Below are 13,340 nucleotides of genomic sequence, written 5' to 3'. Positions count from 1 at the left end.
CGGGGCTTAAGCTCAGCCGAAGCGCTAACAACGGCTTTTGTCAGGCGTGATGATCCTGACAACAGGTATCTGACTGCTTCCAATAAAGAACTTGAAACAATACCGCACGAAGAAACCATGCAGTGCTTAGGGTAAACGCCCGCCAGCACCGGAAACCATCATCCCGATAGATTAGAGGACGATGTTGCACCATCAATCAATTTGGACCAGTCGGATGAGGCTGCTCAGCAGGTTGTAGGAGCCGATGTGCGGATATTGCGATCTTTAGGTTAAAGTGAAGAAAGTTCGGCCAGCCTGCCCGTGAACAATTCCTGGTCGACGAACAGCGCCTACGGGTGAACGTTGTTCCGTTCGCCGTTTTGGCCTAAAGTGCTTGGGTTGCAGCTCTCAACTGACGTCTGTGAGCTGTCCTCAGAGTGGTCCCGGCCCCGAAAACTGAAGTGCCCGTAGTATCTTTGCCATTTGTGGTGATCAGGAATCCCGGACTGCAGTTTCGAGCGTTCAACAGCGGAGGGTGGATCAGGCAGGTAGCTAATAATGCGGTCGACAGACAACACTGAAATAGCAAATGACCATAAAGTGGCGGCGCAACCGCGGCCTCTTGAATGGATCGAACATGCGGATGAGATTCACAAGAAAGTTGTTTTAGTAGACTGGATGCTTGGCAACCGTTGCAATTACTCATGCAGCTACTGTCCACCAGCACTTCATGACGGAACCAAAGGCTGGCAAAGCCTTGAAGACGTTGTCGGTATGATTGAAGCCCTGCAAGAACACTATCAGATCGGCTTGGGGCGACGTGTCTGGCTGCAGTTGACCGGGGGAGAGCCAACTCTTCACCCGAAAATCAAGGACATCCTGGGTGCAGCCCACTCCCACGAGATGAAGGTTAGCCTGATATCAAACGGGTCCCGAACCGAACGTTTCTGGCAGGCCATTCGGGATAAACTGGACTCTCTTATTCTGACTTTTCACCTCGAAGAAGCTGAATTTGCGCATGTCCACCGGGTCATCGAGATCTTGTCCGAAGTCATTCACGTTCAAGTCAACCTCACAATGCTGCCGGAGCGGTTCGACGAGAGTTATGATGTTGCCCGCAAACTTGGCACTGATTTTCCCCATATCGGGATCGTTATGAAACCATTGCGAGTCGGTTTTGGACACGCTCTCTATCCTTACAGTGAAACTCAAATCGCCAAGATGCAGGAAAGGATGTCCAGGCCACCTGCGGCGAACGGCCGGCTGCGGCACCCACGCGGCATCATGGCCCGTCATGGCGCTGACGGCACCCGAGAGGAACTTCGGGCCAATGCCTTCATTCTCAGGGCCGAGAACCGTTGGCAAGGCTGGACCTGCGAGGCGGGACTGGAATCCTTGCGGATAACCGGCGACGGTTACGTACACCGCGCCGTGTGTGGTGTGGGCGGCCGTATAGGCGAAATCGGACGGGAGATTACATTGCCCGAAGACCCGATAATCTGCACACGCGACACATGCTCCTGCGTGGCTGACATCCTTATTTCGCGCGCAAAGTGGGATTAGGGGTGACCAAGTAAGGCTTCCAGGGTGAATCGGTTTGCGGCATTGCTTTTCATGCCAAGGTGCCAGAACGGCGAACAATTGCGCAAAGCCTGAAAGATTGTCTCGAACCAAAACGCATCGAGGGACAGTCAAACCACGCTCAAGACGTTGCGGCTGCAAATACAAGAGGGGTTGCTAACGGCGGCTGTCAATCTGCCTGGATTCTACGGTTTTTCGCCTATTCGGGCTGGGCCGCCCATGCTTCAGTCTACAAGCCCTTCAACCGTAGGGAGCAGCCACTGCGCCGCGCTAAATTCTAAGGTTAACAGTGTCTTGTTCGTCGAGGCAGATTGAGTCTTCATAGACGTCGAAAAACAGTGATCTCGTTCCAGAAAAGAAACTACTGCATTCACCCGGCGGCGTTGGCTTACTTGTTTTCAGGCAGTCAATTTTTTATAATCAGTGGTCTATACTTAATAGATTTTTTGATGCCCAGGAGTGTACTCGGTTTGCCCGCACTGCAACGGCTTGAAACGTTTTTCTGCGGTCTGTTCAGGGGGAATTAATGACCAAGGCTAGCGACGAAAGAACGCTACCTGAAGTTGCCAAAAAAGGCGCCGATGAGGCGTCTGACGTCTACGATTTCATACGGTCGCCTGACTGGCAGGAGATGCTTGAAAACGCTCGTATACAGCGTGAGAAAAATCTTGCGGCTCGCAGCCGGGAAAACAATGAAACCCGGAAACCCAAGCAAGGCCGTCAAAAGGCAGATCACTCAACCACAAGAGAGAGATCCCCGGCGCCTAAGACCTGGCAAGACCGGGTCGAAGAAGCGCGTCAGCAAAGACAATCCGTGCTTGCGCGCCGCAAAGGTGAGTCGGGAGATTTGCCAAAAGGTGATTCTAATAGAAGCGGGGGTGACAACCGCAGCACCCAAGGGTCTGGAAAAAACGGCGAGGCGTTTGATGCCCGGACACAGGAAAAGCGGTCGGCCGGTATAGGCGAGAAGATTCATGGAAACCTTAGGGTAGAACCAACAATAGCACCGCCCTCAACCGGGCAGGAAAACAAGAGTATCGGTCGACAATCGCCGTCCCGAGATAATCTTGCCGAAGACAAAGAAAAAGCAAATGTCAAAGAGGATAAGAAATACTCTGAGATAACTGCCGGACCATCCACTGAAGAGGCTGCCAATAGCCTTCGTAAAAGGCTTCTTCGAAGTCCAGCAAAGCAGCAGACTCGCAGAATAAGGCTGGACTCAGTTGCTGTCGGATGCGTGATCGGTGTGCTTGCTGCGTCTTCGGTCTACTTTGCTTCATACGAATGGGATTTGTTCGGGCCACGTCAAAATGTCGGTCGCGAAACCGTTGGTACCGAGTTGACCGGAACCGCCTCGTTACCCATTGGAGAATTCGTGCAAACGAGCGCACCAATTCAGGACGTGCCGGTTGCCGCGGAAGAACCAACGGAACTCACGCTCAATCCGCTCGGCGTGCTGCCAGAACTGGCGTTGCCCGTCGCCAGTTTGGTGGAACCAAAGAATTTGGACAGCTTCGTTTCTCTGACACCGCCGGGAGCCGGGGCGGTAAAGGTTGTTGATGCCTTTGGACCCAGAATACGGCAAAACGCGCCCGAACTTCGATCAAGTGCACCGGCAATAGATCAATCCCCATTGCCAAGAGAAGTGTTGGTCGTTCAACCGCTACAGGCGGCAAACCCGAGCTTTGTTCTTCACTTAATCTCACCAGAGACTTTCGGCTCGGCGATTGCGCTGTCCGATGAAGGCGTGTCTAGAACTGACACTATCGGGTTGCTGGCGGACGCGAGCGCGGCTCTGCCGCGCCCACCCAGCGCTTTGGTTGCGCCAGTGTCACTGGTGACCCCGACCACCCAGACGGCCGAAGTAGAATTCGGCCCGCTGCCACAGCCGCGCGGATTAGATTTCATCGCGGCAAGTTCGGAAAATCCCGGCGCATCGTCGCTGTCTGTCATTGGCCTTGCCGGTCAACAGGAAGTTCCCTTTTCCATCGATCCAATTGTCACGGGAATTAGGACGGTCTCATCGGATCCTTCGGTGCAGCCGGAGGACATTTCGCTGGATCCAGAGCGCGTGCAGCCCCGTGAATTGCGACTGCAGCTAATACCAGTTGAGCCAACTGACAACGCAGCGCCAATTGAAGAAGTTACCGAGCCTCCGGCAACGGCCGTTCTGGGTGAAGGCGCGGAATTCCGGCTATTTGCACCAAATAGTCTTCCAGATGGCGCTGTTGGTGCTGTTGTCGCAAGCCTAAGCGCAACCGGTCACGAATTGAGTGGATCGGCACGTGTCGGGTTCGGGATTACGCAATCCAACGTTCGGTTTTACCATCGTCAGGATGCCAAGAGGGCAGCGGCCCTCGCGAAAGATGCGAACGCTTTGCTGCGGGATTTCACAGGGTCAGCGTCCAAGACGCCGGTTGGGGTAATAGAGTTGTGGTTGGCCGGAGAAGGCTCCGGCGGCGGTTCGGTTACGCCAACGCCCAGAAGAACCAGCCGCAGCGCTCCTGCCAGCAACCCTGTTGATCAACTAAGAAGCCAGGTTCTGCAAAAGCTGAAGACAGCGACGAACCAGTGACATTCCACACGACATTAACTGCGAAGGGCCGGAACAACGTGAAAAGTTAGAAATCAAACACCGGGTGTGCACCAATGACTGACAGCAAACTTATGGGTATTGTTACTGCCCTCCTTTTCTTAACGACCTCTCATAGTGCGGGCGCTGAGGTCACGCTCGAACACCTGCTGAACATCGATCAGTTCCTATCCAACAACGACACCCAATCGCTGTATTCCTATCTCGAGAGAAACCCGGATTTACTTGTGGGCGAAGACGAGCTGTCGCTGGAACTGCGCAGCTTTTACGAGGCAGCCTCGGTTGGAAATCTGGATTTCGGCTTTGCTACCGGAACGCCGACCAGCCCGGATGACACTGCGGCCGCAAACACGTTGCAGCACTGAATTCCATGTCCGTCGTGCCCGTCATCAGTTGCTCGGATCGACCGAAAGTTGCCTACATAATCGAGCCGCGCTTCTCTGGTGGAACATCTGCAGCGGTCGCCGCAGAGTTACGGGAGGCAGCGGAGCTCGGGCACGTGGTCGTGCATGCGGTAACGTCCAGAACATTCGGTGAAAGCCAATACGTTGCGCCAGTGTTGCGGAAGGTGCTTGACGAATTGCACATTCCGCTGATCTGGGATGCCCCTCGGATAAGTGCTGATTTTGTCATCCTGCACAACCCGTCCTTTCTGAAATTTCAGCAGCAATTGGAGGCGAGGATATTTGCTCGGGACCTCATTGTCGTGACGCACGAGAACTTCCTGCGTCCAGGTGGGGAAGAGGGGTTTGACGTTGCAATATGCCTCGATCAAATTGACATCGCGTCGCTTGCGCTGAGGAAGTCTCTCGCCCCGATTTCACCTTACAACCGAAAGACCGTGGCCAATTGGTTGGCCGATTCACGTGTGGCTCAACACTGGAATGTGCTCGAAACCGACTGGTTCAATATTTGCGCGACCGAAGTCCGCGAACCGTGCAAAAAACCCGAGGATCGCCGTGGAAGGCATTCACGGCCGGGGTTTGAAAAGCTTCCCAATATTGCCGACCTTGAATTGTGTTTTCCGGAGCATTCGCAATCCAATGTTATTCTCGGTGCGGACGCGTTGTTGGGTGCGGGCATTCTTCGCACGCATTGGACCCTGTTTCCCTTCGACGCCATTAGTGTGGACGAGTTTTTTGAGATGATAGATTTCTTCGTTTATTTCACAGCGCCGACCTGGCAGGAGAGTTTTGGGCGCGTCATTGCAGAGGCTCTGGTAGCCGGCAAGGTCGTCCTCACGGACACCAATACCGGCAAGACCTTTGGCGAAGCCGTCATCACCTGCCGACCCAGCGAAGTTGACGGGATCATCGCTGACCTTGTCGCCAAACCGCAGGAATACCATCAGCAGGTATCCAAGTCGCGCGCGATTCTTGAGCGCTATTCCGCTCAGAATTTCAGGGCGATGCTTTCAGGTATTCTGACCGCTGAAAGCGGGGTGCTGAAATGATCTATGTTGAGGCTGGCACGCGTTCGATACGGTCGTTTGATGCGCAATTGATATTTGCCGAGCAACTTGCCGCTCGGGGTTTCGATGTGTGCATCGGTGCCGAGTATTTGCCGAAGGATGCCGGGCGCGGCAGAGTTTATGAGGCGGCCAACTTCCTCGTCGACCCTGACGAGCAAGTGGCAGAAATCGTCTTTGTTCTGGGCGCCGAGGAAATTGACGATCTTCTGCTTGCGTCTTTGCGGCAAAAGCAACTCGGCGCGGACGTACCGGTGATCGCAACGGGTCGTTTCGTGACACAGCAAAGTTTCATCGCTGCAAAGGCACGCCTTGCCTATGCGATTGGACGCGAAGCCCGTGTCATCGACCTTGCAGACTTTCAGCCGCGACCGATGTTGCCCTCGGCCGTAAGCCCCTTGGTCGCAGAAGTTCGACCGGTTGGACGGCCGGCACAGGGGAAGCCGACGGTCACCGTCGTCCTAGGCGAAATGGAACTGGACAATGCCGAAACGCTTCCCTGCTTGTCCCGGATGAGTAATCAGGGTGGGTACAAGCTGAAGCTAGTCGTGAGCGGGGCGCAGAACGAGGCAATCAAGGCGTCGTCCTTTCACGATTTGCCCACGATCCTGTTCACGGATCTTTCACCGCTTACCTTGGCAAATTCGACAGATATTCTTGCCATGTTCGGGCACGGTATCGCCGGTGTTCGCATGGCGGCGCTGGCGGTCCAGTTGATTGCCGCCGGTGGTATTGCAATAGATTGCACCGAGGACGAAGTTCTTGTGTCGACGGGTGCACCGGCATTGCTTGGACCAAAAACTCTGTTTGCATTGGATGGGTATCTCACTGGAAAAATACTTGGAAGCATTCCACAGATCGCGGAACAGGTATCAAGATCTCAGTGGTTGAATTCGGTGGACATTTCCCGTCTGGAAACCGCAGCAGGTCTCAAGCCAGAAATTCACCGGCCCGAGCGGACGACACAAAGAACCCTGTTCTTACCCACGAACGGGGTAGGGTTAGGGCACGCGCAGCGTTGCGCAATCATTGCCAAAGCATTGCCGGACAACATGCCCGCAGTATTTGCCGCGTTTCCCAGTTGTGTGCCGTTGATCAGACGGGAAGGCATAGATTGCATTCCGCTGGTCGCGCGAACTGATTTGAACGATCATTCCAACGCCAATGACATCTTGACCTATCGCCGTCTGGGCGCCGCATTGCAGAAGAGCGACATGCTGGTGTTTGACGGCGGCTATGTATTCGATTCTGTCTACAGGATAATTCTTGAGAAAAAACTGTCGGCGGTTTGGATACGGCGGGGCTTGTGGCCCAAGGGTCGATCAAGGCTCGGCATGCTTCAGCGTGAAAGCGCATTCGATCGTGTTATCGTGCCGTCAGAGGCCTTTGACGAACTCAATGATGCATACAGCTATGGTGATCACGTGCATCGTGTCGGCCCTATTTTTCGCGATTTGGGTCAATCTGAAAAAGACCGCGAGCACCTCAGAGCCGGGCTGGCCAAGCGAATGGGGCATGATTTCAAGCAGCTGGTCGTCAGCATGCTGGGTGGGGGCGTAGCCTCAAAAAGATCCGCTCAATTGCAGGCAATTTCAGGGATCATAGAAGCCCGACCCGACTGCTTGCACCTGATCGTCACCTGGCCCGGAAGCAAGGTGCAGCCGTCAACGTTCAATTGGAAGAACACCAGAGTTGTTCAGACTTTAGAGGCCACAAAGCTCTGCGCGGCCGCAGACTTGGTCATATCGGCGGCGGGGTACAATTCGGTCAATGAGATTCTGTATCACAGTTTTCCGGCCATTCTGATCCCACAGTCGGCACCCTATCTGGACGATCAGGAACGACGCGCCAAGGCTTTGGCCGATCGCGAGCTTTCCGCTATGATCACCGAAAGAGAATTCATGAAGTTGGAGCGGGCAATGTCTGATTGTCTGGATTCCGGCGGTGTGGAAATCTATCGATCTGCATTGCAAAAAATAGAACTACCCGAAGCGGGGGCGTCGAAAGCCGCCAAAATTTTAGCTGAAATCAGTTGTTGTAGATGACAGAAAACCATTGGTTCAAAATTCTTAGTCGAACGTCACCGGAACGGCCGGTTTCCCTGGACGACTTGATGACCGATCACCGGAAATCCCGGCCGCACGGGAAAGTGGTGTTTCCTCAAATGAAACTGGTGCCGTCAACCGCCCTCTGGGAATGCGAAACGGTCAAGCGCACGCATATCGGTGTAAGGATACACGAACCTCCGAAATCTGTTTGCAAGATCGCACGACTACTTGCCGCTGCCGCAATTGAACGAAATGTGGTTCCAATCATTCTAAGCCGTGTTGATTTCTGCGGATTTGAGCAGTTCGGTTTCCGCATTGAACGCATCCCCGATGAGCAATCCGCAGCGCAGGTCGCAGAGGAGGAAATCCGGAAGTTCTGGGACCTTGCGATCATCATCGACGGGCATGAAATCGACCTTTTGAACTAACAAATCCATGCCGCGCCATTAAGGTTCACGAACGCCGTCAGCGACCTGGTGTAGGCGATTGGCGCCCTAACTTCTCATATTCGAGGTTTCATGCAGGGTTTGAACGGTCCTCTCACCTGTGCTCTTGCGCGATCTGCTTCCTTGGGGTTTTCTGCCGGCGACCCCAACCGCTAACAGGACCCCGATTTGGACTGGCGCGATCATGGCATCCTTCTGACCTCTCGCCGCCATGGCGAGACAGCGGCGATTATTGAGGTCTTCACCGAAACACACGGTCGACATGCCGGCGTCGTGCGCGGTGGGACCAGTCGCAAGATCGCGCCGGTCCTGCAACCCGGGGCGCAGTTGGACGTGCTTTGGCGCGCCCGACTTGAGGAACATATCGGGACTTTTCAGGTGGAACCTCTGCGATCCCGCGCGGCAGCGGCGTTTTCGGGGCGGTTGGCACTGGCGGGGTTGAATGCCGTCGTGGCACTGCTGTCGTTTTGTCTGCCAGAGCGAGAACCGCACCCCGCAATCTACAAACAGACCGAACAACTGATGGACCTTCTGGGTCAGGATGAAATCTGGCCGCTGGCCTACCTGCATTGGGAATTGGCCCTGCTGGAAGAGCTGGGCTTTGGCCTCGACCTGACTACATGTGCGGTGACCGGTGCGACCGAGGGTTTGGTCTATGTTTCCCCCAAGACCGGCCGTGCGGTCAGCGCGGACGGCGCAGGGGAATGGGCCGAGAAACTACTGCCTCTGCCGCCGTGTCTGCGTGGAAAAGGCGCTTCGCCGGATACGGAAATCGCCGAAGGTTTACAAACCACAGGCTACTTTCTTGAGCACCGTGTGGCGCCGGCTTTGGGCCACAACCCGCTACCCGAGGCACGTGGCCGGTTTGTGGAGCAATTCACTCGGCGGCTTTGAATACCATTTCATGCCCGTCTTCGTTGCGCAGGATCAGCACGTCACCGGACACTTCGGATTGAGTCATCGTCAGCAACGCCGCGAAATAAACACCTTCTGCTTCGAGGCCGGCACAGGCTGCACGGGTCGCCGAAAGATCCAAAATCTCGAACCACGGATAGGGCGCGTTCAGAGTGCCGTTGTAGCTGTTGCAAGGGGCGTTACCCTCGATACGGCCTTCTTCGGGAAATCGCAGAAGGGCGCTGGCCTGATAGGGTTGTCCGTCGATTTCCCGCAGGACCCAGGTCTGATCCGCCGCGCCGTAGGCCGCGACAGTCTCGTCTTTGTCACACTGGAAAAATGCCAGCAGGGGCAAGGTCAGGATCAGCCGAGTCATGACAAGGTCTTAGCCCATCGCGTATGTGGAAGGAACCGGTGTCAAAACGATAGCGTTCCGTTCAGTAGTTCCTCGCGCACTTCCAGCCGCGGCCGCCAATTGTACCTCGTGTCCTCGCGCGTCGCCGCCCAATGCAGCGCGCCGCTGTTTCGCCAGGGGTCGAGGATGATACCATCGTACATCGAGTCCCCCTTGGCACTGATGAGGGCCGAGTGGTGGATGATGCGAAACTGTGTTGGCGGAGAGGTGGCCCAATGCAGGTCCAACGTGCGGAAATCCTCTTGCCGCAGGCGTTTTGTCATCGCTTCCGCCCAGTCGTTGCACAGACCACGCTCGCGAAACCCGTTGGCGACTTTGGCATTGTGGATGATGGCAGGATCGGTGACTTCCCATTCTCGTGCCAAGCGTTGCGAGTAGGCATAGGAGATATTTGCGGCTTGCCGCGCCTCGGCGGGATCGACCCCGGGGTCCAGGTTTTGGATGGCCTGTGCCAGCGCATCGATGTCACTCTGGCTGGCGGTGGGGTAGGTTGTTGCGCAGCCGCCTAAGGCAAGGGCTGCAAGCATCGCCCAAAGTGCTAGAAATCGTCTGGTCATCTTAGCTGCCAACTGCTCGGATACTGATTTGTTCCCGGCGTGCTCTACCCCTGTTCTGCCTCGGATCAAAGGGGAAGTTTCCGCGTCAGCGGATCACGACCGACCCTTGTGCGTGCAGCCAAGTTCTCGTGCATTTCCGCCAACGCAAGAAAAAGACCCGGCGCAAGGGCCGGGTCAGTTGGGGAAACGGAGTTGCCGAAACGGTCACCCAAGCAGACGTCGTGCGATAACCTGTGCCTGGATTTCGGCAGCCCCTTCGAAAATGTTCAGAATGCGCGCGTCGCACAGGACACGGCTGATCTTGTATTCCAGTGCAAAACCGTTGCCGCCATGGATTTGAAGGCCATTATCCGCAGCAGCCCAGGCCACACGGGCCCCCAGCAGCTTGGCCATCCCTGCCTCAAGGTCGCAGCGCTGGCCGTGGTCTTTTTCCCAGGCCGAGAAATAGGTCAACTGGCGCGCAATCATGATCTCAACCGCCATCATCGCCAGCTTGCCGGATACGCGCGGGAAGTTTATCAGCGACTTGCCGAATTGCTTGCGGTCCTGTGCGTATTGCATGGCGATATCCAGCGCGCTTTGCGCCACCCCGATCGCGCGGGCCGCAGTCTGGATGCGGGCGGATTCGAAGGTTTCCATTAGTTGTTTAAAACCTTTGCCTTCTTCGCCGCCGAGAAGGTTTTCGCCTTTGACGTGGAAGCCATCAAAGCCCAGTTCATATTCCTTCATGCCGCGATAGCCCAGAACCTCGATCTCGCCGCCGGTCATGCCAGGGGTGGGGAAGGGGTCTTCATCTGTACCCGGTGTCTTTTCGGCCAGGAACATGGACAGGCCACGGTGATCGGTAGTGTCGGGGTTCGTCCGCGCCAGCAGGGTCATCACATGGGTGCGGGCGGCATGGGTGATCCACGTCTTGTTGCCGGTGATCTTGTAGTCGCCGTTCTCGTCCTTGACCGCGCGGGTGCGCAGGCTGCCAAGGTCGGAGCCAGTGTTAGGTTCGGTAAACACCGCCGTGGGCAGGATTTCCGCACTCGCGATTTTGGGCAACCATTGTGCCTTTTGCGCGTCGGTGCCGCCCGCAATGATCAACTCGGCCGCGATCTCGGATCGGGTGCCCAGCGAGCCGACACCGATATAGCCACGCGACAGTTCCTCGGACACGACGCACATCGAGGCTTTGGACAGGCCGAAGCCGCCGAACTCTTCAGGAATCGTCAGTCCGAAGACGCCCATCTCGGCCAGTTCTTCGATGATCTCAATCGGGATCAGCTCATCCTTCAGGTGCCATTCATGCGCGTTGGGCTCGACCTTGTCCTGTGCATAGCGCCGGAACTGGTCACGGATCATTTCAAGTTCTTCATCCAGCCCCGATGCGCCGAACATCGTGGCGCCTGCCTGATCCTGCATCAACTCGACCAGTCGGGTTCTTGCGGCCTGAGAGTTGGCCTGCGTCATGAGGGTCTGCACTTCGGCGCATTGGAAACCGGACAGAGCATCCCAGCCCAGACCCAGATCCTGCAGCCGGACAACCTCACCCTGATTCATCGGAATACCGCCGGCAACCTGATGCAGGTACTCTCCAAAGGCGATCTGATGCAGCAGCTGTTCCATCTCACCGAATTTACTGTCGGCATCCAATGCCTCAGCCCAGCGCTGCATCTGTTGCAGAGACTGGTTATACGTAGCCAGCCATGCCAGCCCGTGCGCAGCGGTCTGGTTCGCCTCGATCAGGGCACCCGAGATCCGGTCGCCGTCCGTCACCATTGCCCGCACCGACTCGCGTGCTTGTTCGAAAACAGAGTTGACCGCGGGCAAGGCTGCGCCTGTCAAAGTCAGGAGGTCAGATAAAACTGCTTGTGCGGTCATGTTGGTCACGTCCTGTCCGTCATGGGCCATGAATCACGTCCTTCTTTGGGTCGTCTGGTCATATCATGCTGCACGTGCAGCGCAACAAAAATACGAATAATGGTGCAAAAAAGTTCAAAAATTACTCAATCGTTTTTGCAGTGCAGAGAAATTTCAGGATGTTAAGAAGAGGGATGGCGCCGTTCGCAATGATGTCACCTCATGATCTGTATCTGGCTCTGGCTGTGGCGTTTCTGGCCGGGTGGGTCAAAGGCATGGTGGGATTTGCCATGCCAATGGTGCTGGTCTCGGGGCTCAGCATCATGTTGCCGCCGGATCTGGCTTTGGCCGGTCTTATTCTGCCTACATTGGTCACCAACGGAATACAGGCCCTGCGCGAAGGCGCTGCAGCCGCGCTGAAATCGATCCGTCAGTTCGGGGTTTTCCTGACTGTCGGGCTGGTCTTTCTGCTGGTCAGCGCTCAGATGGTCCGCTTGCTGTCGCCTCAGGTCTTCATGATGATGATCGGCATACCGGTGTCCTTCTTTGCATTGGTGCAGTTGCTGGGACTGAAGCTTGTATTGCAGCGCCCTTCCGCTCGGGTTGAGGCTGCCGCGGGCGCGATCGCCGGATTTGTTGGCGGAGTCTCCGGCGTCTGGGGGCCGCCGACTGTGGCTTATCTGACGGCGTTGAACACGGCCAAGAAAGATCAGATGCGCGTGCAGGGTGTCATTTATGGCCTGGGCGCGGTGGCTTTGGTCGCCGCACATATTGGTTCCGGTATCTTGCGATCCGAGACAGCCACGTTTTCGGCGCTGTTGATCCTGCCTGCCTTGGTGGGAATGTGGGGCGGTCTGTCTTTGCAGAACCGGATTGATCAGGCGCAGTTTCGAAAGCTGACACTGCTTGTATTGCTGATTGCCGGGCTGAACCTATTGCGGCGTGGGATAATGGGCTGACCAGTCAGGCGCGTCGATCGGCAAGACGAAAACTGAAATATAGCCCCAGCATCAAGAAGAACAGGCCGGAAATGTCACCGATCAGGTAGGCGAAATATTCCACCGTGGCGCTGCCGAATGCCAGATTGGTCAATACGGCCACCAGAATGGACGTGATCACACCGATACCCATAACGCATGCCCAGCAAGGGCGACGGTCAGGTTTGGGAAACAGATCCCATCCCAGCCATTTGCAGGCATAGAAGACCGCAGGCACGGTCGTGACGGCAATTGCTATGGCCAGCAAGCGGCTGGGCAGGAACACATCCCAGCCTCCGACCATCGCGAACACAATGAAAACGCCCGGCAACAACGCAAAAATTGCGCGCCAGCCCAACAACCAGGCCGACAGAACCCGTACACCATGCGGCAGAAACAGCAGGCTGGCATGGCTGGGATATTCCGGGAAGAACATGTTCTGCAGTGGCATCAGGACCTCGAAGGTCAGAATCGACGCCGCCACATAGGCCAACGAAGCGAAGAACGTGTCCGAAATCCACCCGCGCACTGACGTCA

Annotated in this window: 12 protein-coding genes; 8 read left to right on the top strand and 4 right to left on the bottom strand. The window is 55.9% G+C overall.

Annotated features, from left to right (window positions below):
• Positions 1 to 579: 579 nt before the first annotated feature.
• From AC2TDJ_RS18710 to recO, 7 genes are all read left to right on the top strand, one after another.
• Complete coding sequence (locus AC2TDJ_RS18710) at positions 580 to 1,542, top strand: radical SAM protein (protein ID WP_480844200.1); 963 nt, start codon at positions 580 to 582, stop codon at positions 1,540 to 1,542.
• A 544-nt stretch (positions 1,543 to 2,086) separates the two neighbouring features.
• Positions 2,087 to 4,135, top strand: a complete 2,049-nt coding sequence (locus tag AC2TDJ_RS18705) for a hypothetical protein (RefSeq protein WP_480844199.1) — start codon at positions 2,087 to 2,089, stop codon at positions 4,133 to 4,135.
• A 74-nt stretch (positions 4,136 to 4,209) separates the two neighbouring features.
• The gene (locus AC2TDJ_RS18700) at positions 4,210 to 4,518 is read left to right on the top strand and encodes a hypothetical protein (RefSeq protein WP_480844198.1); all 309 of its coding nucleotides are present in this window, start codon (positions 4,210 to 4,212) and stop codon (positions 4,516 to 4,518) included.
• A gap of 5 nt (positions 4,519 to 4,523) precedes the next feature.
• Positions 4,524 to 5,606, top strand: coding sequence for a hypothetical protein (locus tag AC2TDJ_RS18695; protein WP_480844197.1), 1,083 nt, complete (start codon positions 4,524 to 4,526; stop codon positions 5,604 to 5,606).
• Positions 5,603 to 7,666 (top strand): glycosyltransferase, encoded by a 2,064-nt coding sequence (locus tag AC2TDJ_RS18690; RefSeq protein ID WP_480844196.1) that lies wholly within the window; start codon positions 5,603 to 5,605, stop codon positions 7,664 to 7,666. Before AC2TDJ_RS18695 ends, AC2TDJ_RS18690 begins: the two co-directional genes overlap by 4 nt.
• Positions 7,667 to 7,734: 68 nt before the next feature.
• Positions 7,735 to 8,097 carry a hypothetical protein gene (locus AC2TDJ_RS18685; RefSeq protein WP_480844195.1) on the top strand — a complete coding sequence of 121 codons (363 nt, stop codon included), beginning with the start codon at positions 7,735 to 7,737 and terminating at the stop codon, positions 8,095 to 8,097.
• A gap of 186 nt (positions 8,098 to 8,283) precedes the next feature.
• Positions 8,284 to 9,009: a DNA repair protein RecO gene (recO, locus tag AC2TDJ_RS18680; RefSeq protein ID WP_480844194.1), complete on the top strand. Its 726-nt coding sequence runs from the start codon at positions 8,284 to 8,286 to the stop codon at positions 9,007 to 9,009.
• Here the strand turns inward: recO and AC2TDJ_RS18675 are convergent.
• The 3 genes from AC2TDJ_RS18675 to AC2TDJ_RS18665 all read right to left on the bottom strand — a co-directional run bounded on the left by AC2TDJ_RS18675 (position 8,993) and on the right by AC2TDJ_RS18665 (position 11,877).
• Positions 8,993 to 9,385 (bottom strand): META domain-containing protein, encoded by a 393-nt coding sequence (locus AC2TDJ_RS18675; protein ID WP_480844193.1) that lies wholly within the window; start codon positions 9,383 to 9,385, stop codon positions 8,993 to 8,995. The two genes, recO and AC2TDJ_RS18675, sit on opposite strands and share 17 nt — an antisense overlap.
• 41 nt (positions 9,386 to 9,426) lie before the next feature.
• Complete coding sequence (locus AC2TDJ_RS18670; RefSeq protein ID WP_480844192.1) at positions 9,427 to 9,981, bottom strand: hypothetical protein; 555 nt, start codon at positions 9,979 to 9,981, stop codon at positions 9,427 to 9,429.
• A gap of 204 nt (positions 9,982 to 10,185) precedes the next feature.
• The gene (locus tag AC2TDJ_RS18665; RefSeq protein WP_480844191.1) at positions 10,186 to 11,877 is read right to left on the bottom strand and encodes an acyl-CoA dehydrogenase family protein; all 1,692 of its coding nucleotides are present in this window, start codon (positions 11,875 to 11,877) and stop codon (positions 10,186 to 10,188) included.
• 143 nt (positions 11,878 to 12,020) lie between these two features.
• On the opposite strand from AC2TDJ_RS18665, the gene AC2TDJ_RS18660 reads away from it, so the two are divergent.
• Positions 12,021 to 12,785, top strand: a complete 765-nt coding sequence (locus AC2TDJ_RS18660; protein ID WP_480844190.1) for a sulfite exporter TauE/SafE family protein — start codon at positions 12,021 to 12,023, stop codon at positions 12,783 to 12,785.
• Positions 12,786 to 12,789: 4 nt separating this feature from the next.
• Here the strand turns inward: AC2TDJ_RS18660 and AC2TDJ_RS18655 are convergent, their stop codons facing one another.
• Positions 12,790 to 13,332: a hypothetical protein gene (locus AC2TDJ_RS18655; RefSeq protein ID WP_480844189.1), complete on the bottom strand. Its 543-nt coding sequence runs from the start codon at positions 13,330 to 13,332 to the stop codon at positions 12,790 to 12,792.
• Between the last annotated feature and the right edge of the window lie 8 nt (positions 13,333 to 13,340).

The sequence above is a fragment of the Ruegeria sp. HKCCD6647-2 genome, assembly GCF_057221075.1.
Note: the sequence above shows the minus strand (reverse complement) of the source record. Positions and strands in the feature narration are given on the sequence as shown.

Coding starts and splice junctions, on each gene's coding strand:
- AC2TDJ_RS18660 (WP_480844190.1), top strand. CDS start 12,021: ATGGCGCCGTTCGCAATGATGTCACCTCATGATCTGTATCTGGCTCTG.
- AC2TDJ_RS18675 (WP_480844193.1), bottom strand. CDS start 9,385: ATGACTCGGCTGATCCTGACCTTGCCCCTGCTGGCATTTTTCCAGTGT.
- AC2TDJ_RS18685 (WP_480844195.1), top strand. CDS start 7,735: ATGACCGATCACCGGAAATCCCGGCCGCACGGGAAAGTGGTGTTTCCT.
- AC2TDJ_RS18705 (WP_480844199.1), top strand. CDS start 2,087: ATGACCAAGGCTAGCGACGAAAGAACGCTACCTGAAGTTGCCAAAAAA.
- AC2TDJ_RS18670 (WP_480844192.1), bottom strand. CDS start 9,981: ATGACCAGACGATTTCTAGCACTTTGGGCGATGCTTGCAGCCCTTGCC.
- AC2TDJ_RS18700 (WP_480844198.1), top strand. CDS start 4,210: ATGACTGACAGCAAACTTATGGGTATTGTTACTGCCCTCCTTTTCTTA.
- AC2TDJ_RS18695 (WP_480844197.1), top strand. CDS start 4,524: ATGTCCGTCGTGCCCGTCATCAGTTGCTCGGATCGACCGAAAGTTGCC.
- AC2TDJ_RS18665 (WP_480844191.1), bottom strand. CDS start 11,877: ATGGCCCATGACGGACAGGACGTGACCAACATGACCGCACAAGCAGTT.
- AC2TDJ_RS18690 (WP_480844196.1), top strand. CDS start 5,603: ATGATCTATGTTGAGGCTGGCACGCGTTCGATACGGTCGTTTGATGCG.